At 64.4% G+C, this 20,921-nt stretch carries 21 protein-coding genes and 1 pseudogene; 4 read left to right on the top strand and 18 right to left on the bottom strand.

What is annotated here, in order from left to right:
• Positions 1–5 precede the first annotated feature (5 nt).
• The 4 genes and pseudogenes from ACZ48C_RS21340 to ACZ48C_RS21355 form a co-directional block, all read right to left on the bottom strand.
• Positions 6–1,211 (bottom strand): multidrug effflux MFS transporter, encoded by a 1,206-nt coding sequence (locus tag ACZ48C_RS21340; RefSeq protein WP_464782882.1) that lies wholly within the window; start codon positions 1,209–1,211, stop codon positions 6–8.
• Positions 1,208–1,678 (bottom strand): MarR family winged helix-turn-helix transcriptional regulator, encoded by a 471-nt coding sequence (locus ACZ48C_RS21345; RefSeq protein ID WP_464782883.1) that lies wholly within the window; start codon positions 1,676–1,678, stop codon positions 1,208–1,210. The genes ACZ48C_RS21340 and ACZ48C_RS21345 overlap by 4 nt, the downstream gene beginning before the upstream one ends.
• A 322-nt stretch (positions 1,679–2,000) precedes the next feature.
• Positions 2,001–2,210, bottom strand: a complete 210-nt coding sequence (locus tag ACZ48C_RS21350; protein WP_464782884.1) for a hypothetical protein — start codon at positions 2,208–2,210, stop codon at positions 2,001–2,003.
• 31 nt (positions 2,211–2,241) lie between these two features.
• A pseudogene (locus ACZ48C_RS21355) lies at positions 2,242–2,904 on the bottom strand (FMN-binding negative transcriptional regulator).
• 107 nt (positions 2,905–3,011) lie between these two features.
• On the opposite strand from ACZ48C_RS21355, the gene ACZ48C_RS21360 reads away from it, so the two are divergent.
• Positions 3,012–3,944 carry an arginase family protein gene (locus tag ACZ48C_RS21360; RefSeq protein WP_464782885.1) on the top strand — a complete coding sequence of 311 codons (933 nt, stop codon included), beginning with the start codon at positions 3,012–3,014 and terminating at the stop codon, positions 3,942–3,944.
• Between the two features lie 188 nt (positions 3,945–4,132).
• Here ACZ48C_RS21360 and ACZ48C_RS21365 read toward each other — a convergent pair whose 3' ends face one another.
• From ACZ48C_RS21365 to ACZ48C_RS21390, 6 genes are all read right to left on the bottom strand, one after another.
• Positions 4,133–5,140 (bottom strand): Ldh family oxidoreductase, encoded by a 1,008-nt coding sequence (locus ACZ48C_RS21365; RefSeq protein ID WP_464782886.1) that lies wholly within the window; start codon positions 5,138–5,140, stop codon positions 4,133–4,135.
• Between the two features lie 226 nt (positions 5,141–5,366).
• Positions 5,367–6,500, bottom strand: coding sequence for a GGDEF domain-containing protein (locus ACZ48C_RS21370; protein WP_119255040.1), 1,134 nt, complete (start codon positions 6,498–6,500; stop codon positions 5,367–5,369).
• Positions 6,501–6,623: 123 nt separating this feature from the next.
• Complete coding sequence (locus ACZ48C_RS21375; RefSeq protein ID WP_464782887.1) at positions 6,624–7,550, bottom strand: hypothetical protein; 927 nt, start codon at positions 7,548–7,550, stop codon at positions 6,624–6,626.
• Positions 7,551–7,843: 293 nt separating this feature from the next.
• Positions 7,844–8,536, bottom strand: coding sequence for a fumarylacetoacetate hydrolase family protein (locus ACZ48C_RS21380; RefSeq protein WP_464782888.1), 693 nt, complete (start codon positions 8,534–8,536; stop codon positions 7,844–7,846).
• Positions 8,537–8,547: 11 nt separating this feature from the next.
• Positions 8,548–9,333 carry an SDR family oxidoreductase gene (locus ACZ48C_RS21385; protein WP_464782889.1) on the bottom strand — a complete coding sequence of 262 codons (786 nt, stop codon included), beginning with the start codon at positions 9,331–9,333 and terminating at the stop codon, positions 8,548–8,550.
• 12 nt (positions 9,334–9,345) lie between these two features.
• Positions 9,346–10,500, bottom strand: a complete 1,155-nt coding sequence (locus tag ACZ48C_RS21390) for a glutamine amidotransferase-related protein (protein ID WP_464782890.1) — start codon at positions 10,498–10,500, stop codon at positions 9,346–9,348.
• A 165-nt stretch (positions 10,501–10,665) separates the two neighbouring features.
• On the opposite strand from ACZ48C_RS21390, the gene ACZ48C_RS21395 reads away from it, so the two are divergent.
• The gene (locus ACZ48C_RS21395) at positions 10,666–11,865 is read left to right on the top strand and encodes a pyridoxal phosphate-dependent aminotransferase (RefSeq protein ID WP_464782891.1); all 1,200 of its coding nucleotides are present in this window, start codon (positions 10,666–10,668) and stop codon (positions 11,863–11,865) included.
• A 60-nt stretch (positions 11,866–11,925) separates the two neighbouring features.
• Here ACZ48C_RS21395 and ACZ48C_RS21400 read toward each other — a convergent pair whose 3' ends face one another.
• The 7 genes from ACZ48C_RS21400 to ACZ48C_RS21430 form a co-directional block, all read right to left on the bottom strand.
• Positions 11,926–12,849 (bottom strand): dihydrodipicolinate synthase family protein, encoded by a 924-nt coding sequence (locus ACZ48C_RS21400; protein ID WP_464782892.1) that lies wholly within the window; start codon positions 12,847–12,849, stop codon positions 11,926–11,928.
• A 21-nt stretch (positions 12,850–12,870) separates the two neighbouring features.
• Complete coding sequence (locus tag ACZ48C_RS21405) at positions 12,871–14,043, bottom strand: M24 family metallopeptidase (protein ID WP_464782893.1); 1,173 nt, start codon at positions 14,041–14,043, stop codon at positions 12,871–12,873.
• A gap of 1 nt (position 14,044) precedes the next feature.
• Positions 14,045–15,136 carry a mandelate racemase/muconate lactonizing enzyme family protein gene (locus ACZ48C_RS21410; protein ID WP_464782894.1) on the bottom strand — a complete coding sequence of 364 codons (1,092 nt, stop codon included), beginning with the start codon at positions 15,134–15,136 and terminating at the stop codon, positions 14,045–14,047.
• 2 nt (positions 15,137–15,138) lie between these two features.
• A complete protein-coding gene (locus tag ACZ48C_RS21415; RefSeq protein WP_464782895.1) occupies positions 15,139–16,296 on the bottom strand; it encodes a M20 family metallopeptidase in 1,158 nt (385 codons plus the stop codon).
• A 28-nt stretch (positions 16,297–16,324) separates the two neighbouring features.
• Positions 16,325–17,065, bottom strand: a complete 741-nt coding sequence (locus tag ACZ48C_RS21420) for an amino acid ABC transporter ATP-binding protein (protein ID WP_318912838.1) — start codon at positions 17,063–17,065, stop codon at positions 16,325–16,327.
• 9 nt (positions 17,066–17,074) lie between these two features.
• Positions 17,075–17,791 carry an amino acid ABC transporter permease gene (locus tag ACZ48C_RS21425; protein ID WP_119255051.1) on the bottom strand — a complete coding sequence of 239 codons (717 nt, stop codon included), beginning with the start codon at positions 17,789–17,791 and terminating at the stop codon, positions 17,075–17,077.
• Between the two features lie 95 nt (positions 17,792–17,886).
• A complete protein-coding gene (locus ACZ48C_RS21430) occupies positions 17,887–18,705 on the bottom strand; it encodes an ABC transporter substrate-binding protein (RefSeq protein ID WP_119255052.1) in 819 nt (272 codons plus the stop codon).
• Between the two features lie 357 nt (positions 18,706–19,062).
• On the opposite strand from ACZ48C_RS21430, the gene ACZ48C_RS21435 reads away from it, so the two are divergent.
• Positions 19,063–19,908 (top strand): GntR family transcriptional regulator, encoded by an 846-nt coding sequence (locus ACZ48C_RS21435; RefSeq protein WP_464782896.1) that lies wholly within the window; start codon positions 19,063–19,065, stop codon positions 19,906–19,908.
• Between the two features lie 34 nt (positions 19,909–19,942).
• Positions 19,943–20,254 (top strand): hypothetical protein, encoded by a 312-nt coding sequence (locus tag ACZ48C_RS21440; RefSeq protein WP_464782897.1) that lies wholly within the window; start codon positions 19,943–19,945, stop codon positions 20,252–20,254.
• A gap of 137 nt (positions 20,255–20,391) precedes the next feature.
• On the opposite strand, the gene ACZ48C_RS21445 is transcribed toward ACZ48C_RS21440, so the two are convergent.
• The gene (locus tag ACZ48C_RS21445) at positions 20,392–20,754 is read right to left on the bottom strand and encodes a hypothetical protein (RefSeq protein ID WP_318912839.1); all 363 of its coding nucleotides are present in this window, start codon (positions 20,752–20,754) and stop codon (positions 20,392–20,394) included.
• Between the last annotated feature and the right edge of the window lie 167 nt (positions 20,755–20,921).

Consider the following 20,921-nt stretch of genomic DNA (forward strand, 5'->3'; position numbering starts at 1 on the left):
GCCCGTCAGGCGCGTGCCCGATTGGCGAGCCAGAAAGAGATCTGCGCGACGATGCCCGCGCCGAACAGGACCGAGCCGGCAGCAAGCATCGGATTGCCGCCAACGCCGCCAAGCGCCGTGCAGGCGGCACCGATCGCCATCTGCGCGGAGCCGTAAAGTCCCGAAGCGGATCCGGCGGCCTGCGGGTTGACGCCGAGCGCCTCCGTCAACGCCGCCGGGGACGCGAGCCCCGCGCCGAAGCTGAAGACCAGCATGGGCACCACCGCGAGCGCTACATTCAGCCAGCCCGAAAGGGCGGCGGCGAGAAACAGGGTCGCGGCGATGCAGCTTATCAGATTGCCGAGGATCATCAGGCGCGCGGTCGGCATGCGTGAGACGGCGCGGCTTGCAGCAAGGCTTCCGAACCATATGCCGGCGACATTGATCGCCAGATAGACGCCGACCTCGTAGGTCGGCCGGTGAAGCTGGTTGACGAAGATGAAGGGCGCCGCGCCGATATAGGCATAAAGCGCGGTGGTGGCGCAGCCTCCGCCGATCGTATAGCCGAGAAAGGCCCGCGAACGCAGCAGCGCCAGATAATTGCGCATGACCTGCCGCACGTCCTTTCCGCCGGCCGTCGGGCGATCGCGAAGCAGCGCGTGGATGAGCGCGAGATTGGCGAGGCCCAGCAAGGTGAGCGCGACGAAGATCGACCGCCAGCCCGCCGTCTCGGCAAGCGCGCTTCCGATCAGCGGCGAAAGCCCGGGGCCGGCCATCGTCATCAGGTTCATCAGCGAGAGTTTGCGGGCGGCCTCGGCACCGGACGCACCGTCACGCACGAGCGCCCGACCGAGCACGAGGCCCGAACAACCCCCGAGCGCCTGGAACAGGCGCGCGACGATCAGCACCTCGACGGTTGGCGCAAAGAAGGCCGCAAGGCTCGCCGCCGTATAGACCAGCATGCCGGCGACCAGCACCGGCCGGCGGCCATAGCGGTCTGATACCGGCCCATAGACAAGCTGCCCGACGGCAAGGCCGGCAATATAGGTGCTGAGCGTCAACTGCGTGGCATGGGTCGTCGCGCCCAGGGACCTGGCCGCCAATGGAAGCGCCGGCACGAAGATATGCATGGCAAGCGTGCCGCTGAGCGTGATCAGCGCCAGCAGCCATAAAGGCGTGCGAACGGGCGCGGCAGGCGCCACGGCCTCCGACCGGCCGGACAGGATCGTCATGATTTTCTATCGCTTTCGTTCATGGTCAGCAGCTGTCCGCAGACCTGTTCGAGAACGTGGCGGGAGATCGCCAGATCGGTCTGCGTGATACCGGCAAGGACCTCGTCCTCGATGCCTTGCGACACGCTTTCCACCTGCCGCACCAGCGCCCTGCCCGCCGTGGTGATGGCGATCGCCTTGGCCCGCCGGTCCTCCTCATCGGGATGCTGCTCGATCAGGCCGGCCGCATCCAGATTGGCGAGGATGCGGACGACCGAGGACGTATCGAGCGTCAGCACGGCGGCCAGATCCTTCTGTCGCATGGGTCTGCCTGCCTGCGCCAGCCGCAACAGCGGCAGCCATGTCGCCTCCGAAAGGCCGAACGCCTGAAGCCGCGCATCGACGGCTTTGCGCCATTGGCGCGAGACCAGACTGACGAGCGTGCCGAGGCGGCGGCTGGAAAGGGGAAGCATCGGGTTCGATGACATCGCATCGGCCTATTTAGTTTGCATACAAACTAAATAGATGACATACAAACCAATTGCAAGACCCCGCGTGTCGTGAGGATGGATGCCTGCCCAGGTCCATTTCAGTTCGGCGCAAAGCATCGTCGCCTATCCTTGCCTCGGCTCGGCATGCGGTTTCGATGAAGATGCAGAGACCAATCTGCTTTTGCGCAGTCCATTGCGATTTGAGGGCAAGGATCGGAGTTCGCGGCGTGGCCGCAACAATAGGCTCGCTCATCAGCCCGAAACAAGGAGTGACCGCCATGAGCCTGATGATCAAGATACCAGCTCTGCGCGCACGCTCTCATCTGAGGCCGCGGCACAACGCCTGAACGCGGTGCATCCAGGCTCCCGGTCCGCAAAGCTCACCTGTTTGATGCCCGCGCGCTGATCGCGGCCGCAGGAGGAGCGTGACGAGCGGGGCGACGACGAGGCCGTCTGGGAGTTCGCTAGAGGTGATCAGGCTGCGTCCGACGATGTCGGCCATCGCCAAAAGGAGCGCGCCGAGGATCATCGCGACGGGCAGGAGGTGGGCGTGTGCGCCCTCACCCGGCGATCGCTGCGGGATCTCCGATAAGGTCGGCGACCGCACGGTCCTGTCCGCGGTTCAGCGCCCGCAAGCCGGCAATAACGCCAGCGATATCGGCCTCACCCTTGTCCTGGCTGAATTTTGCAATGCAATCGAAGCTTTCGATATGCATCCGGAATCCGACGATATGGTCTCGCAAACCGGCGAAGAACCCGCGATCGATCTCCGCAATCTGCCAACCTGCCACCCCTTCGGTCACACCGACGAGATCGGAAAGATGTGCGGCAAGTTCCACGTCTGAGAGGACGACGAGATGTCCACGCATCGTCAGGGTGAGGTAGTCCCCTGTCGGGGCCGTCCGGCTCCGGTCGGAATCCTCGGCCGGAAACCGTCCCTTGTATCAGGCCAGAGAAATATGCGCTGAAGGTTCCTGCACATCGAACGTGCCCGGCACGCTGTCACCGATGCTTGTCATAACGGGATTGGCCTTGGCGAGATGGAATTCTACGGAGCCGAACCCCTTATCATCTTCAGGAACCTTAGGCAGGGTAAGCGGCGCAGGGAGGACAACCGGCCGTTCAGAACCGTTGACTATGGTCGCAGCAAATGGCCAACGCCCAATGATGCACGCGATTACCGCCGGATCGCACAGCCTGAACTCCTGATAATGCATCGTCATCCCCTCGCCCGTAATGTCCTGCCGTCGATTTCAAGCCTTCACATGGCTCCAAGCACACCGACGCGGGTTAGGGGTGCCGTGAGAAAACGACAGGTATCGGCGAAATCATGCATGCCAGCTCGGCTGCCTGTCGAAGAGTGAAGGGAAAGAGGCATTTTCCGATTGACAAGCCGGGGCAAATCGCCGCGTCGATGATTCATTATATTCTTCAAAATATAGCGACGGTAATGCTTCGACCTATCGAAATCATACTCTCCCAAGGCAGGATCGGCGACCGCACCAGCGGGGCGATACCGGGCGCGGCGGCGCTTGCCCATGCTCTCTCCCATAGACACGCATTGCCGATGACGACGCTCGGCAACCCGGCGCCGCCGTGCATCGACAATTGGGACCGGGCCCTTGAAGGGGCAGAACAGACGCTGCATGAGCTTGCTCATGCCGTCGAGCAGAGCCTGTCGGCCAAGCGGCTGCCGCTCGTTATTGCGAACACGTGCTCGGCGAGCCTGGCGACGCTGCCGGCCGCGACGCGCCAGCTCGATAACCTTGCGGTGCTCTGGATCGACGCGCATGGCGATTTCAACACCCCTGAAACGACGGCATCCGGCTATCTCGGTGGAATGGCTCTCTCAGGGGCGAGCGGCATCTGGAACACCGGGCATGGTGGCGGTGTGACGCCCGAACGCACGCTCCTGATCGGAGCGCGCGATATCGATCCTTCGGAGGCCACCCTGCTTCAAACGGCGGGGATACAGGTCGTTTCGCCCACCGAGGCCATCGGCGCGGATATCGCCCGACGGATCGGGAGCGATCCGATCTGGATCCACATCGACTGGGATGTCCTTGAACCCGGCTTTGTTCCTGCAGCCTATCGAATTGAAGGCGGCTTTTTGCCCGACGAGTTGCAGGCCATTCTCGCCACGATCCCGGCATCGCAAATCGCGGGAATCGAGTTGGCGGAACTGGAGCTGCCGGACGATCCCGTTGCGGCGGAGCGAGCCATCCACACAGCCATGGCAACTGTTGCCACGCTGTTCGGCTGATCCTCATCGATCAATCAGCGAACCGCCTGCACCGTCCCCGTTTCGGTGCGGCTGTCGAATACCATTTCGATCCTGCGTTCGATATCGGCTTCCATGGCTGGCACGCCTTGCATCAAAGTCGGCACAAGATCGCGCATCCTGCTGCGAACGGGGGCTGTCATTCGATACGATGCACCAACCGCGATCGTTCACTTCTCGATCAAGTCGCGGATACGTTCAAGAAGGACCGCGGAAACCGCGATGCCTTCCCGGTCGCTCGCCTCTCGCATGCGATAACGCCGATCGCCCGGCAGGTGCGCATTCTGGTCGGAAAAGCCGGAAAACAGGGATTCCGCGCCTTCATCAGCGGCAGCGCCGCCGATGATATCCGGCGAAAAGGCCAGCAGCAGCTCACCATGACACGGCGCGGCATTGGCACCCTGATCGAAATGCTGCGATTGGCGGCTCGTGCGATCACCGATCAGGGGACCGGCCATCAGCTCAATCATGGTCGCGATTGCCGATCCCTTGTGACCGCCGAAGGGAAGCATCGCCCCCGCCAGAACCTCGGCCGGATCGGTCGTGGGCTCACCCTGTACGTTCACACCCCAGCTATCGGGAATCTCCTTGCCGGCGTTGCGGTGCATGGCAATATCGGCACGGGACGCGGCAGAGGTCGCGAAATCGAAAACATAAGGCGGCCTGCCCTTTCGCGGCCAGGCGAAGGCTAGCGGATTGGTGCCCAACAGCCCTTTCGTTCCGCCTGCCGGCGCGACCCAGGCGTGGGTGGGGTTCATCGAGAGGCCGACGAGACCGGCCTCGGCGACCCGCTCGACCAGCGGCCACAAGGCTGTCGAATGGAATCCGTTCGTGACGGCAAGCAAACCAAGCCCGATCTTGCCAGCCTTTTCGATCAAGGCCTCGATCCCTCTTTCGGCAGCCAGGCACGAAAAGCCGAATTGAGCATCGATCCGAACGACCGCCGGAGAAACGCTCTCCGGGGCGGGATCGGCATGCTTGTTGAAACGCGGATGCATCATCGTGTCCAGCGTTCCCGGCAAGCGCTGCAGGCCGTGAGACAAGCTGCCATCGCGCTGGGCGGCCACGAGAATCCCCGCCAGACAATGGGCCTGTGGCGCATTGAGGCCATGGGAGAGTAGAAAGTCCGTCGCCAAAGCAGCCAGGGCGTTTTCCGGTAGCCTGATGTCGGGTGGCATCTGTCGTTTCCTGCATTCGAGACGGTCCATTCGACAACAGGTCGAGCGGGGTTTCGTCGGTGTACTCGCCGAGGCGGACAATCTCCAGCACCGAAATCCTCGCCTCCACGCCGATCACGGCTTTTTCGGTCCCCGGCGTGATCCGGGGGACCGTCCTTCCTGGCCTTCATCGATGACGACGAAGCCATGCAGATAGAGGTCGAAGCCGTCCGGCGCGCGGTCACCTTCAAGCGAGCCGGACGCAGTCCCGTCCTTCCGCCTTCGCTCGGTACAGCGCTCGATCGGCGCGGTTCAATAGATCGACCAGATCCTCGCCAGTTGCCGCAATGGCAACTCCGAAACTCGACGTCGCGCCATGCCCGTCCGGGAGCATGTCAAGCGCCCCGTCCTTGAAACTGGACCGAACGGTCTCGGCGAAATCATGCGCGGCGGCGGCTTGCACCGACGGGAGCAGTATCACGAACTCCTCGCCGCCATGGCGCCCGATGATCGCTCCCTCGGGAGCTTTCGCTTTGAGGGTCTTGGCGAAGGACTGGATAACCCGATCGCCACTTCCATGCCCGAACCGGTCGTTGATGACCTTAAAATGGTCCAGATCGCCGAGGATCAGCGCGACCTTCGTCTGGGTCGTTTGCCGCGCAAGCGCATCACGCGCGCGAAGTTCAAAACCTCGACGATTGAACAGCCCGGACAACGCATCGGTCTCCGCCTCAGCCCGAATTCCATCCATGACGTCGACAGCGATGATCGCGAAAATCGCGACCCCCAACGTGGAGCAAATGAGTGCATCCGAAATCGACACGATCAGCCAGTATGTGCTCTCAACCTCCAGGCTCGCAATGCCGGGAATCTGGAACGCAAAAGGCCGTGAAAGAAAAATCAGGCAGGAAACAGAAACGAGGCCAAAAAGCAGCTGCTCGACCGGCGTCCGCGCAGGCCGCCTGGCAACATCGACCAGCATCAAAAGGCAAATCGCCGCTGCTCCCCAATTGAGAATGACAGCCCTGGCCTGCAGGTTCGGCTCTACGAACAGGAAGAAGTACAGCACGGCAAGCGTCACCGCCCCGATGAGAGTCAACGCGCCGTACCAGGGCGTTTGCGCATAACGCCGGGAAAGCGCGATGGACAGCAGCATCATCGACAACAGGATCAGCGCATTCGCAACCTGCCGCAAAACTGGTGCCTGCTCGGAAAAGGCGAAATAGAGTGCGCCAAAGCACAAAACCCTCACCGCATATGCAAGAGCAAAAATGGCGATGTAGTCGAGCTGGCGCTGACGCCGCCACAGCACGAGCAATGACATGCAGTATATTGCAGACATTGCCGGATTCAGAAGTGCGATAACGCTTTCGTAGCTCATATCTGGACGACCAGAGCAGCCAATTCCCCACTCCCCGCTTCAAAACAAGGTCATACTGCAGGGATTTGGTAAACCGCCGGTGAGCGCCTTCTCAACCACATTTTTTGCTTCACCGCGTGTCGATCAGCGGGCGGTATAGCTGACGCTCATTGTCGTGCCGGCAAGCGCACGCTGCGCAAGCCTCTGCGGCTCCAGATCGCCAAACTCAAGAGGCAGCGGCGTGTCGAAATGGACATCCATCGTGAAGAAGCCGGTCGGGTTTGGCATATCCTGCACGAAACGAAGCAGCGCTTTCCTGGAGCCGGCATCGATCTGGCTGTCCGGCAGCGCCTCCACGGCTTTTCCCGCGATATCGCGCAGACGCGCGATATCGACTTCCGGATCGCTCTCGCCGGTTTCAGACGGTTGTGCTGCATAATTGGCGAGGGTTGGCAGGGCCACACTTTCCCACAGGCCCTGATTATCCAGGCGCAAGCGCAGATGCGTGAGCGTTGCCGTAGGATTGGCTGCGAGCGTGGCAACCGACGAGCCGACCGGCACATTGATTTCAGCCGAGAAGGAAGCCTTGCCGAGTTTGGTGCTGCTGATCTCCGCATTCTGTATGTGTAGGTAGCCAGTCTGTGCATTGAAGCGATAGGACGCAGCGAAATCCAGCGGCCATTGCTGGACGGAACTGATATAGTTCGACATCTTGCTGCTGGTTTGCAGCGCCAGGCGAGCGCCATCGACCACGATGCGTCCCCATTGCGGCGGACTGCCGCTCAGGTCGGGCGCGTCGGATAAATAGTCCTGCAATCGGTCGAGTTCGATGACGAGCCGGTCCGTCTTCCAACCCATCATGCTCATGGCCTGATAGACGCTGTTCGAAACGATGCAGCCATCCGGTATTTCCCTTACGGCGAAGCCTTCACCGGGCTTGAGAATATCGATTCCCTTCAGGAACTCCTCGCACCGATTGAGCGGCATATCGTCCGAAACAGGTTCCGGTGCCTGGGCAAATGCCGAAGTGGCGGCGATACAAATAAGAGCGGAAGAAAGAACGGAACGCATTTTATCAGGCCTCAAAAAATCATCTCCATAAGGGTGCGGGACCGATTTTACCCGACGGATGTGCCGCGACGAAAGATGAGCTCCTGATTTTTGCTGGATTGCTCCCCTGATCGGAAATTGCGCCGCCCGCGCCTTGGATGAGGGGCACCGTTACAGGGAGACACCTGCAGGGGACGGGTATCGAGGAGAGTTGGACGACCATGAACACCAAGCCAGCGCTGGCGAAGCGCGAGACGGTCGAAACGATGTGGGCCTATCAATGGCCCAACGCCTTCACGCGCTGCTCGGCCGTGTCACGCTACAACCCGATTGCGCAGCCCGCCGAGCCCCGCGATCGCGATTTCCACGACGTCTCCCGGAACGAGGCGCCCCACTCCGGATGGCGTTCCCGTATAGACGAGATCGCCGGCCTTCAGTTCGACCAGGCGGGAAAGCGCGGCGATGATCTCCGGCAGGGCCCAGATCATCTGTAAAATATCGCCGGACTGGCGCAGCGTTCCATTGACGTGCAGACGGATGTCTCCGCTCGCCGGATGACCGATGCGCGCAACAGGGTGGATAGGGCCGCAAACGGCGGAGCCGTCGAACCCCTTGGCCATCGTCCAGGGGCGACCGAGCTTCTTGGCCTCGGCCTGGATGTCGCGCCGGGTGAGGTCGTTGCCGATCGCATAACCCCACACGCGGTCCAGCGCGGCGGCCGCATCGATATTGCGGCCGCCGCTGCCGAGCGCTGCCACCAGCTCCGCTTCGTGCTCCAACTGCCCGGTGCAGCTCGGATAGGGGATGTCCGCTTCTCCCACGATCAGGGCGTCCGCCGGCTTGTCGAAGAAGAAGGGCGGCTCGCGGTCCGGGTCGTGGCCCATTTCGCGGGCATGGTCGGCATAGTTGCGCCCGACGCAGAAGATGCGCCGCACGGGAAAGCGCGCCGTGGAGCCGGCAACGGGCAGGCTCACCACCGGGGGCGGGTCGATGACATAGTCGCTCATGGTTTTCTGCCTCAGATGTTGCGCAGCATGCCGCCGTCGACGCGCAGGCTCGTGCCGGTGATGTAGCCCGCACGCCCCGAGCAGAGGAAGCACGCCGCATCGGCGAACTCGCGCGGCGCGCCGTAACGTCCCATCGGGATCGTCGCGCGGGAAGCCGCGGCGACCTCCTCCGCCGTCTTGCCGGTCCGCTTGGCGGCGGCGGCATCCAGTTGGTCGACGCGGTCGGTGTGGATGCGGCCGGGGATGAGGCCGTTGACCGTCACGCCGTCGGCGGCCACTTCGGCGGCGAGCGTCTTCGCCCAGCCGACGAGGGAAAGGCGCAGCGTGTTCGACAGGCCGAGATTGGGGATCGGCTGCACGACGCCGGAAGACAGGAGCACGAGAATGCGGCCGAAGCGCTGCTCGCGCATATGCGGCAGAAGGGCCGTGGCGATGCGGATCGGCGCCTCGACCATGGCGCGGAACTGCGGGACGAGGCTGTCCGCATCCAGCGCGGCCATAGCGCCCGGCGCGGGGCCGCCACCGTTGAGCACGAGGATGTCCGGCCTGTCGCCGGCCTGCAGCTCGGCGATCGCCTGCTCCACGGCCACCGGATCGGCAAGGTCCGTAACGAGCGTGGAGATGCGGCCCGACGCGGACGCCGCAATGGCCGAGCGCACCGGCTCCAGCCGTTCGGCGGAACGGCCGCCGAGAATGACATTGGCGCCTTCGGCGGCGAGGCTTTCCGCGATGGCCCGGCCAAGGCCGCCCGAAGCACCGAGCACGAGGGCGGTGCGGCGGCTGAGTTCAAGATCCATGGTTCTCTCCTGTCAGGCCCGACGGGCGCGGGCGGTTCTTGCGGCTTCGGCCACAAAGGCGCGAAGAAGCGGGTGCGGATGCGCCGGGCGGGACGAAAGCTCGGGATGCCCCTGCATGCCCATGTAGAAGCCGTCCGTCGCCTCGATCGCGTCGGCGATATCCTGGCCCGGCTCGCCCCCGAGCGCGCTTACCAGCACGCCCCGGCTGGCCAGCCCCTCATGCAGGGCGGGGGCCAGCCTGTAGCGGTGATTGCAAGCGATTTCGCTCTCGGCCCCGAGAAGCTGCCGGAGACGGCTGCCCGGCACGGACCGGGTGATGCGCCGGCCGAGCCTGTATTCGCCTGTCTCGATGCGGATGAAACTGTGACGGGCGGCGGCGGGAGCCGCCTCCGCCATGTCCGTATCCTCCCAGCCGGAAAGCTCGCGGGCGACCGCTGTCGACATGCTCTGCATGCCGAGGCAGAGGCCCGCGATCGGGGTCCCGCCTGCCCGCGCGGCGCGGGCGAGCGCGATCTGCCCCGCCACCGCCGACATCTGCGATCCGCCGGGAAGCAGCACGCCGTCGACACCGGCAAGCGGATCGGCCGGCAGGTCGCGCGGATCGAGGAAACGCAGCTCGGCTCTCGGCGCCTCGGCATCGATGGCATCCGCCAGCGCGACAAGCGGCGCCGGGCAGGTTTCAAGAAACTGTTCCGCCGGCCCCGCAAGGGCGAGGACGAGGCCGGACGGCGCGACGGTGGCCGGCTCGGCGGGAAGCACCCGGCCGAACCGGTCCCGCCAGCCGATCACGCGGCCGTCGGCGTCAAGGAAGCGGTTCTCCTCCAGACGGACGGGCCTGTCTTCCGCGCCCGCTGCGGCAAGCTGCGACACGGCATCGCCGTCGGCAAGGAAAGCCGCATGAACGGGCACGACGGCCACCGCTTCGTCCGAAAGCTCGGCGAGAGGGCGGGCGCTTCGCCCGGCGAGGCGATCCGCCCAGATCAGGCCGCTCGGGATGAGCGCGCCTTCATCGGCGACATGCTGCTCGGCATCGGGATGGCGATCAAAGTCGAATTGCGCCGCCGGCCAGAACAGCCGCCCGCCTTCGGCAGCCGCGACGAGCGCCGCCGCCGCACCGTAGAGCGCGGGATGATCCGTTTCGTGCCGAACGAGGATGATGCGCCCCATGACCTCTCCCGAGAATCCATCACATGCACTTGTTGAATGGAAACGTACAATCTTACTGCGCTATTTTTCCCATACTTATCCTCCTTATCGGAAAAGTTTCAATCCCAATATTGTATTTTTTTTATCATTATAGACAATGCGGGGATCGTAACGGAGGTAGCATCCATGAATTCCAGACTCTCGCCCCGCATGGCCGTCGTCGGCGCGTCGCCGACCGCGGAAATATCGAACAAGCTGCGGGCGCTGGCCGCCCGTGGCGCCGACGTCATCAACCTGGGCGAAGGGGAACTGGACTTCGCGACCCCTCCCCATGTCTGCGAGGCCGGCATCCAGGCCATTCGCGACGGAGACACCAAATATACGGCCGTCTCCGGCACCGCCGCGCTCAAGGCGGCCATCGCGCGCAAGTTCGAACGGGAAAACGGCCTTCGCTACGCCCCCTCCGAGATCATTGCCGGGACGGGCGCCAAGCAACTGATCTTCAACGCCTTCCTGGCGACCCTCGGCGAAGGCGACGAGGTGATCGTGCCCGCGCCCTATTGGGTGAGCTATCCGGACATGATCCGGCTGGCAGGCGCAAAGCCCGTCATCGTGCCGTGCCACGCGCGGGACGGCTGGAAGCTGACGCCCGAGGCGCTGGCGGCCGCGCTGACCCCGCGCACCCGCTGGGTCATCCTGAACTCGCCGAACAATCCGACGGGCGCGGTCTATGGCCGTTTCGAACTCTCGGCGCTGGAAGAGGTGCTGGCAGGACATGACGCCCTCGTCATGGCGGACGACATCTACGAGCATATCGTCCACGATGGCAGCTTCGTGGCGCCTGCGGCCGCGATGCCGCGGCTGGCCGGGCGCGTGCTGACGATCAACGGCGTCTCGAAGGGCTATTCGATGACGGGATGGCGGCTCGGCTATGCCGGCGGGCCGGAATGGCTGATCCGCGCCATGGACGTCCTTCAGTCGCAGAGCACGTCCAATCCCTCGACCATCTCGCAGGCCGCGACCATCGCCGCGCTCGACGGCGACCTCTCCTTCCTGGACGGCTGGAAACGGACGCTGCTGGCGCGCCGTGAACAGGTACTCTCCGCCATCGCGGCGATATCCGGCCTCTCCGCGCTGCCCACGCCGGGCGCCTTCTACGTCTTCGCCGACTGCACCGGCCTCTTCGGCAGGCGGACACCGGCAGGCACCGTCCTGGCTTCGGACCTCGATGTCGCCGGCTATCTTCTGGAGGAGGCTCATGTCGGCATGGTGCACGGCTCGGCATTCGGCATGCCCGGGCACCTGCGCATCGCCTATGCCATCGATGACGGAAGGCTCGCCGAAGCGCTGTCGCGCGTGGCCGCAGCCCTCGGCAGGCTTGCCTGACCACCGGCATGCGAAAGCCCCCGCCGCGACCGCGGCGGGGGCTTTTTTCGAGACGCGATCTCAGGCGGCGAGCTTGAGGCCCGTGCGCGAATCCGCGGCGAGCTTTTCCATCACGGCACGCAGCTTCGGCTGCACGGCGGCCGGGATATCGCGTAGCGGCAGGCGAACGGACCCGCCGTCGAAGCCGCGCAGGTTCATCGCCGCCTTCACAAGCTGCGGCTGGCCATGCGCGCGGGCGAGCGCACGATAGTCGTACCAGAGCGCGTGCAGGTCGCGTGCCGTCGATGCGTCGCCGGCTTCCAGCGCGCGGTAGGTCGCCAGGATCAGTTCCGGCAGCGCGCCGCTGTTGGTCGTCGAAAAGCCGTCGAAACCGGCCATGACGGGGCCGAGGAAGGCGAGGTCCGAGGCGCAGAAGGTGCGCACGCGGCCGCGCAGGTCGTTCGCGATGCGGTCGATCGCCGTCGGGTTGAGGTCGCCCTGCTTCAGGCCGACCATGCCGTCGATGTCGGCCAGGCGGCTGATCAGGGCCGGCGAAAGCGTGATGCCGATGCCCGGCGCGTTGTAGATGATGATCCCCGTCTTGGAGAGCGGCGCCACGTCGCGGAAGAAGTCGACGATCTGGTCGTCGGTAATCTCCGAGACGTAGGGCGCCGTCACCATCGGCACGCCGCCGAGATCGCCGGCAAGCTTCGTCAGCTCGTAGACGTCGCGCGGGTCGGAGCCGGCCGAGCAGAGCATTGCCGGAATGCGATCGCCGATCACGTCCATGACATGCGTGAAGACCTCGGCGCGCTCCGCCACGGTCATGGTGGGAAACTCGCCATAGGTGCCGCCGATGAGCACGCCGTCATAGCCGAGGGCGATGACGCGCTCGACGTTGCGGGCGAGCCCCGCCTTGTCGAGCGCACCCTCCCTGTTGAAGGGCGTCATGGTGATGTTGAAGATGCCTTTCAGGCGCGCCTGCGCCTCCTGACGGTCCTTCATTCGTATTCTCCTTGCAATTGGTTACGCGTCGATGCGGGTGAGAGCGCGCGGCACGGTGCCGAGCTGGCGCCAGCCCGTTTCCGTGACGACGATGGTTTCCGAGACCCCCACGGTGAAACGTCCGTAGATACGGAGGGCGGGCGGCAGGTGGAATGTCATGCCCGGCTGGAGCGCGGTCTTGACGCCGGCATTCAGCGAGAGGATCGCCCCCTCGCCCCAGTCCGGCGCGAACGAAATGCCGACCGAATAGCCGAGGCGCTTGCGGAAGTTGTCCGTGTAGCCGGCGGCATCGATGACCTTCTGGCAGGCGATGTGCGGCACCTCGCAGGCAACGCCGGGCCTGATCTCGTCCAGCGCCGCGGCGAGCGCGTCCTGGCAGACCTTCATCATGTCCTCGGCCTCCTGCGGCACCGGGCCGACCCAGGCCGAGCGCATCAGCGCGGCGTGGTAGCGGTCGTGCACCGCGGCCATTTCGAGGAAGGCGGGATCGTTCGCCGAAAGGGCCGTTCGCCGCCATGTCCCGTGCGGCACGCCCGTGCGCCGGCCGGTCGAGACGAGCGGTTCCATGCCCATATATTCCGAGCCCGCCCGGATGGCGGCCTCCATCATGGACGCGACCAGGTCGTTGTCGGAGGCGCCCGCCCGGACGGCGGCAAGGCCGGCCCGCATGCCGGCATCCACATAGGACGCCGCCTTTTCCAGCTTCTCCACTTCGAGCGGCGACTTGACGGCGCGCAGCGCCTCGACGATGCCGGCGCCGTCGTGAACCGTGCCGAGGGCCGACTGGAGGGTCTCGTAGACGGCGATCGGCAGGAACCAGCCGCGCTTGTCGATGGCGACGCGCTTGCCGGAAAGGCCCTTGCGCGTGATCACCTTCATCAGGAAGCCGATCGGATCCTCGCTGTCCTGGTAGACCTCGGCGTCGGAGATGAACGTGTTGGCGATGAAGTTGAAATATTCGAGCTGGCGGATGACGAAGACAGGATCGCCCTCGGCCGGCAGCACCAGCGCCTGGAAGGTATAATAGCCCGGCGTCTGCTGCCCCGTCAGATAGAAGATGTTCTCCGGTCCCGTGATGACCAGGGCATCGAGCCCGGCCTTGGCAAGGCCGGCCCGCGCACGCGCCTGCCTCTTCTCGTATTCGTCTCTTGGAAAGGCCGACTCCTGGCCCAGCACGACACCTGCGCTATCCATCTCATTCTCCCAGGGATAGGGGCGCGGAAGGCGCCCGGAAATTCAGCCCGAGGCCGGGCTCATGGCGGACAGCGACCTTGCCGTCCGCATAGGTCAGGCCTTCGGCCGGATCGTTGACCAGCCCATCCGCGCCGTAGAGCTCGGCATGGAGGGGCCGCGTCGCTACGGCGAGGTGAAGCGCGGCCGCCGTGGCGATCCCGCCCTCGTTCATCTGGCCGATCATGAAGGGAATGCCCGCCGCGGCCAGGGACCGCGCGGCGGCAAGCGCGGGCGTCAGCCCGCCGAGCTTGATCAGCTTGAGGTGCCCCTGAAGCCGGCCGGCCGCCGACGGCGCGCGCGCCACCAGCGTCTCGACATCAGCGCTGGAGGCAAGGCTCTCGTCCAGCATCACCGGCATGGGCGCACCGGCGGCAAGCCGCGTCATCGCATCCCAGTCGCCGGCCGCGATCGGCTGCTCGACATAGGCGAGCCCGAAGCGCGAAAGCGCCGCAAGCCGCTCCGGCGCCTCCGCCGCCGTCCATGCGCCATTCGCGTCGGCGGCAAGCTTGACCGTTTCGCCATGGGCGGCGCGGATGCGCGCGTGGCGGGCGCAATCGGCCTCGATATCCTGGCCGACCCGCAGCTTCAGGTCGCGAAAACCGCGCGAGAGGTAAAGCGCCACCTGCCGATCGAACGCCTCGTCGGTCGATAAAAAGAGCGTCTGGTTCGTGGCATGCGAAAGCGTCCGTGCCTCGCCGGCCAGAAGATGCGCGAGCGGCAGTCCGGCGCGCCGGGCATCGAGGTCCCAGAGCGCGATGTCGAACAGCATGCGCACCGGCGCCGGTAACGGGCTTGCGGCAACGGCGGCACGAACCGCATCCGGCGGTGCCTGCCAATCGAAGCCGCCAATTGCCGCGCGGGTGCGCCGCAGCAGATCCTCCGGCTCGTAGCCATTCAGATAGGTGCAGTTGATGCGCACCTCGCCGATCCCGCAATGCCGCCCGTCATCGAGTTCGAGGTAAAGCGTGTCGAGACCGGGCACAGGCCCGGAACTGGCGGTGTGCACCGTCAGGCCCGCATAGGTCAGCAGCGAACGGTAGAGATGGATCCGCATCGTCACGCCGCCAGGATGCGCCGCGCGATGTCGGCATAGATCGCGGCGCTCGCGACGAACTCGTCCGCCGGCACGAATTCATCGGGACGATGGGCAACGCGAATGTCGCCGGCGCCGATCACCACGCCCTCGGCGCCCGCCTCGATGAAATGCACGAGGTCGCATGCCCCCTGGAAGCCGAACGGGCCGGCTTCGGCAACGCCCGCCGCCCGGCAGGCGGCGACGGCGGCCTGCACGACGGGCGCGGTTTCCGGCGTGTCGGTCGCCCCGCCCGTGGTCGCGTGATAGCCGACGATCTCGGCGCGGATGCCGTGCGTCCTTTCCGCATCCGCCAGCAGCGCGCGGATTTCCGCCTCGGCGCTCGCATCCGTCTCGCCGGGGATCAGGCGGCGGTCGAGCAGCAGCTCGCATTCGGCCGGGATGACGTTGTCGGCATGCCCGCCCTTGATGCGCGTCACCGTCAGGCTCGGATTGCCGACGAGCGGATGGCTGCGCTGCGCCAGGACATCGTCATGGAACGCGGCCAGCAGCGGCATGAGCTGGCCGGCGCGGAAGATGGCGTTGTCGCCAAGATGCGGGCTGCCGGAATGCGCCGCCTTGCCGGTTATCCGCACGACGGGCCGGAAGGACCCCTTGTGCGCAGAAAAGCACGCATTGCCGGTCGGCTCCCCGACCACGACGGCATCGATCTCCGGCCGCGACGCCGCATAGTGGCGTGCGCCGGCGCTCGCCACCTCCTCGTCGCCGGTGAAGACCACCATCAGCGTGCCGGACCATGCCTGCCGCTCGGCGACCAGCATGCGCGCCGCCTCGATCATGGCGGCCAGCGGCCCCTTGCAATCGCAGCTTCCCCGGCCGTAAAGCCGGCCGTCGCGCTCGGTGAGGGTGAAGGCATCGGAGGTCCAGCCGTCGCCCGCCGGCACCGTATCCATATGGGTGTTGAACGCGAAGACGGGGCCCGGCCCGTTGACCAGCCGCGCCTCGACATTGAAGCGCGCGGGGGCATATTCGATCAGCTTCACCTCGAAGCCGAGCGATGCGAGCCGTTCGCGGGCCCACTGCGCCACCGCGCCCTCCCCGCCCGGCGGGTTTTCGGAGTTGATGGCGACGAGTTCACCCAGCTCGCGCTTCATGCGAGCGGCATCGGGGCGGATGTTCATATCGGACTTCCCTGAAAAGGCACGGAGTTCAGTGCAGGATCTGGTTGAGGAACTGCTTGGCGCGGTCGCTGGCCTCACCGCTGAAGAACACCTCGCTCGTGGCGTTCTCGATGATCGAGCCCCGCTCCATGAAGATGATCCGGTCGGCCGCACGGCGCGCGAAGCCCATTTCGTGCGTGACGCAGACCGAGGTCATCCCATCGGCGGAAAGCTCGGTCATGACGTCGAGCACCTCGCGGATCATTTCCGGATCGAGCGCCGAGGTGGGCTCGTCATAGAGCATCAGCTTGGGTTTCATCGCCAGCGCGCGGGCGATGGCCACGCGCTGCTGCTGGCCACCGGACAATTCGTCCGGCAGGTGATCGGCGCGGTCGGGAATGTGGACCTTGTGCAGCAGGTCGACCGCCAGGTCATGGGCGTCGAGGCGCGAGTAGCCGAGCACCTTCATCGGTGCCAGCATGATGTTCTCCACCGCGTTGAGGTGCTGGAACAGCTCGAAGTTCTGGAACACCATGCCGATCTGCGCGCGCAGCTTGTGGGCGTTGCGCAGGTCGCCGGTGATCTCCCGGCCTTCGAAGGCGATCGATCCTGCGCTCGGCGGCTCCAGGAGGTTGAGGCAGCGCAGCAGCGTGGACTTGCCTGAGCCGGAGGGGCCGATCAGGACCACGGTCTGGCCCTTGGTCACGGAAAAGGAGCAGTCCTTCAGGACATGCAGGGAGCCGAAATACTTGTTGACGCCGTTGACTTCGAGGAAAGCGGAACCGGTCATCGGATGGCCTCAATTATTCTCGGCAGCAGGCTGCAGCAGGATGGAAAGGACGGAGCGCTTCGGCGCGCGGCTGCGCTTGGGTTCGAGCGAGCGTTCCATCCAGTACTGGCCGGCCATGAAGATGGTCGTCAGTGCGAGATAGTAGATGCCGGCCGCGCTCAGCGCCTCGAAGTAGCGGAAGGTTGCCGATGCGGTCTGGTTGGCCACCAGCAGCAGCTCCTCCACGGCGATGACCGAGACGAGGGCCGATGTCTTGAGCATGCCGATGGTCTGGTTGCCGATCGGCGGCAGCATGATGCGCGCGGCCTGGGGCAGGACGACATAGCGCATCACCATCAGCTTGGTCATGCCGAGCGCCATGCCTGCCGTGCGCTGCCCGCTCTTGATCGCCTGAAGGCCCGAACGGATGATCTCGGCCATGTAGGCGCCTTCGTTGAGCGACAGCGCGATGACACCGGAAGCGAAAGCGGTCAGGCGGATGCCGAAGGTCGGCAGGACATTGTAGATGAAGATGATCTGGAAGAGGACCGGCGTGCCGCGAAACAGCCAGAGATAGAACACCGCGATCAGCCGGACAGGCAGGAACTTCACCTGATTGACGAGCGCGAGCACAAAGCCGGCCAGCAGGCCGAAGACGAGAGAGCTGACCGTGATCAGCAGGGTCATGGCCGCACCGTGGAAGAAGGTGGGCGAGAGTAGATACTGGAAGACCAGATCAAGTGACATCAGTCAGCTTTCCCTGTTTTTAAAGCGGAGCGGAGACCGCATGGAGTATCGGCGCGAGGGGACCGGAGGCGCCTGGCGCCTCCGGTCAGCGAGGCTCAGTCGAACAGCGAAACCGAAGGCGGCAGCTTCCACTTGGCGATCAGCTTGTCATAGGAGCCGTCCTCGGCCATGGCCTTGATGGCCGCCGCAAGCGCGGCCTGCAGCTCGGTCGCGCCCTTCGGCGTCGCGATGCCGATCTGGGTATCCATCTCGAAGGGCTCGCCGGCGATCTCGAAGACGCCCGGCATCTTCTCCAGCGCCATCACCGCGCCCGGCGTGCTCTCGTAGTTCGCGTCGGCCCGGCCCTGGCTCAGGGAAAGCGCACTGTCCTGCGCGGTGGGCAGCGTCAGCACCTTCACCTCGCCGAGACCCTTGGCCTGGCAGCGCTCGTTATCGGCACGCGCCTGGCTTTCCGAAATGCCGCCGAGCGTCACGGCGACGGTCTTGCCGCAGATCGTGTCGTCCCGCCCGGTGATCCCCTTGGGATTACCGGTCTGGACCATGACGTTGTTGCCGATCTCGAGGTAGGGCACGAAATCGACCTGCTCGGCGCGGGTCGGATTGATGTACATGGCGGAGTTGATGATATCGATGCGCCCGCCCTGAAGCGCCGGGATAAGGCCCTTGAACTCCATGTTCATCGCCGCCGGCTCGACCTTGAGCTTTTCGGCGAGCGCCTGAAGGAAATCGATATCGAAGCCGGTGAGCTTGCCCTCGCTGACATATTCGAACGGCGCGAAGCTGGCCGCCACGCCATAGGTCAGCTTGCCCGCTTCGACGAGCTTGACGCCGTCGAGGGACTGGGCGGCGGCAGCAGCGCCGCAAACGGCAAGCGGCGCTGCTGCGAGAAGAAGAATGCGAAGAAGACGGTTCATGCGGAGTTCCCCATTCGTGTTTGCAGAATTCGAATTTGCAGACCGTGCTCCTTGATGGAGCCTTATTGTTTTTAATTTATCAACTTGTACAATTTGACCGGCACCCCGTCAACCCATATTGCGATGGAGAGCACTCGCGAAATTTGCCGACAAGGCGTGTTTGCGAAGCGCAATTTCCTCAATATCCGCGGTTCCGCACCTATTTTACGGTGCAAAATCGTGCAGAAGCCGCAACGAGAAGTTTGAAAAACACACAAGCTGCCTGTATGATAGGCAAGTAACAGTACAATTTTCTTTCGGGCTATGGACAAAAATCCCCGTCAAAACCGCTACCTCCTCGCAAATCGCATCGTCGAATTGGCGCGCGCCTCGCGTTTTCAGGTGGATTATCACCTGCGCGAGCAGCAGCTTGCCGACGTGCTGCAGGTCTCCCGCACGCCGATCCGCGCGGCATTGATGCTACTGGCGGAAAGAGGCGTGGTGGAAGCCCGCAAGAACAAGGGCTTCTTCATGAAGATCGGCGCCGAGGCGCTCGGCCGGACGGAGGTGGAGGTCCCCAGTTCGCCGCAACAGGATCTCTATGCCCGCATCGTCGAGGACAGGCTGACGCACCAGCTTGGCGAGACGGTAGGACAGGCGGAAATCTCCCGCCGCTACGGGGTCGAGCGCAATGTCCTGCAGAAGACGCTCTCGGCCCTGATGGCCGACGGGCTGATCACGCGCGGCCCGGGGCGCAACTGGACCTTCCAGCCGACCCTCGACAACAAATTCGCGCTGGACGCCAGCTATGAATTCCGCTGCGTCATCGAGCCGTCAGGCATATTGATGGAGAGTTTCCGGGCCCATCCGGCCGCGCTCGAACATATCCGCCTGGAGCATTTGAACCTCCTCGCCCGGCCGGATTTCAACAGCCTGCCGGCGCGCCAGCTCTTCGAGCTCGACGCCAGCTTCCACGAGACCATCGCGGAATGTTCCGGCAACACGTTCCTGCTCCAGTCCATCCAGCACCAGAACCGCCTTCGCCGCCTGCTGGAATTCGCCAGCTACACCAATGGGCGGCGCGTGCGTGAATGGTGCCAGGAGCACCTGCGCATCATCACCGCGCTCCAGGAGGGTGACCGCGCGCGCGCGGCCGATCTGATGAAAGGCCATCTCGAAAGAGCGAAGGCCAGCGCCGAGCGGACGAAGCGCGAAGGCGCCTGACCGGATTCGCGGAATCGCAAAGGATAGGGAACGCGTGCCGACACCCTATCCAAGCCGCATCCCGCTCGCATCGAAGACATGCCACGCCGCCTTCCGGAAGGAGACACGAACTGTCGATCCGATATCGGCATTCGTTCGCTCGCGCATGCTGGCGAGGATACGATCCTCGGCGATCTCCCGCGACAATACCGTTTCCGACCCCGTCAGCTACGAGAAGGACATGGGCCGGAATGCCGGCGGGATCGATTTCCACATGCTCCGGGCGGATGCCGAAGACGATACCGCCCGCAGCTTCCAACGCGCTTGCCTGCCGGGAGAGCTGACTGAAGGTGACATTGCTCCATGATGTCATCTGCCTGCTCGGAGATGGACAACTGAGCGGTCGATGTATCGGCGCTGATCGCAGGCCGCCGCAGAAGCGGATGGGGAGCCGGTCGGGCCGCCTCCCCTTCGATGTCCTAACGTGCAGGGTTGGTCGCCCGTCTAACGGACGTAGAATGTAAAGCCGCCATCGGCCGCTTCATCGACAGCAACCACGTTGCGCAACTCGACATCCTGTGCCTTCAGCGCCTCCGTGAGCGCCTTGTTGCCGGCGATAGCCTTCTGCAGCGACTTGGTATTGGCTGCATAGCTGTCCGGATTGGCCATCGGGTCGCCGTTGTCGAGGGTGCTGATGTCAACGACGGTGAAGTTCTTTCCCTTCAGCGCCTTGACGGCACTGTCGAGATGCGACTGCTGGATATCCGCGCCGGGCCACATTTCAGCACGAGCGACGCCGGCCAGGGATGAGAGAGCGATGAGCGAAATGCCAACTGCGGATGCAAAGCGGTTCATAGTGATCTCCATGCGGTCTCCAGATCCGGTATGAATCTTCATCGTGACCGTGAGTAGATCATGCGGCGCCGAATTTGCATGAGCTCTGCGCGAACTTTACATCCGTGTAAGTTTCTGCCGCCCCAAGTCCCGCCCGCTAACGCCAACGGCCGGGAATTCCGTTCCCGGCCGTCGCCATG

The sequence above is a fragment of the Shinella sp. 1A1 genome (assembly GCF_055379515.1).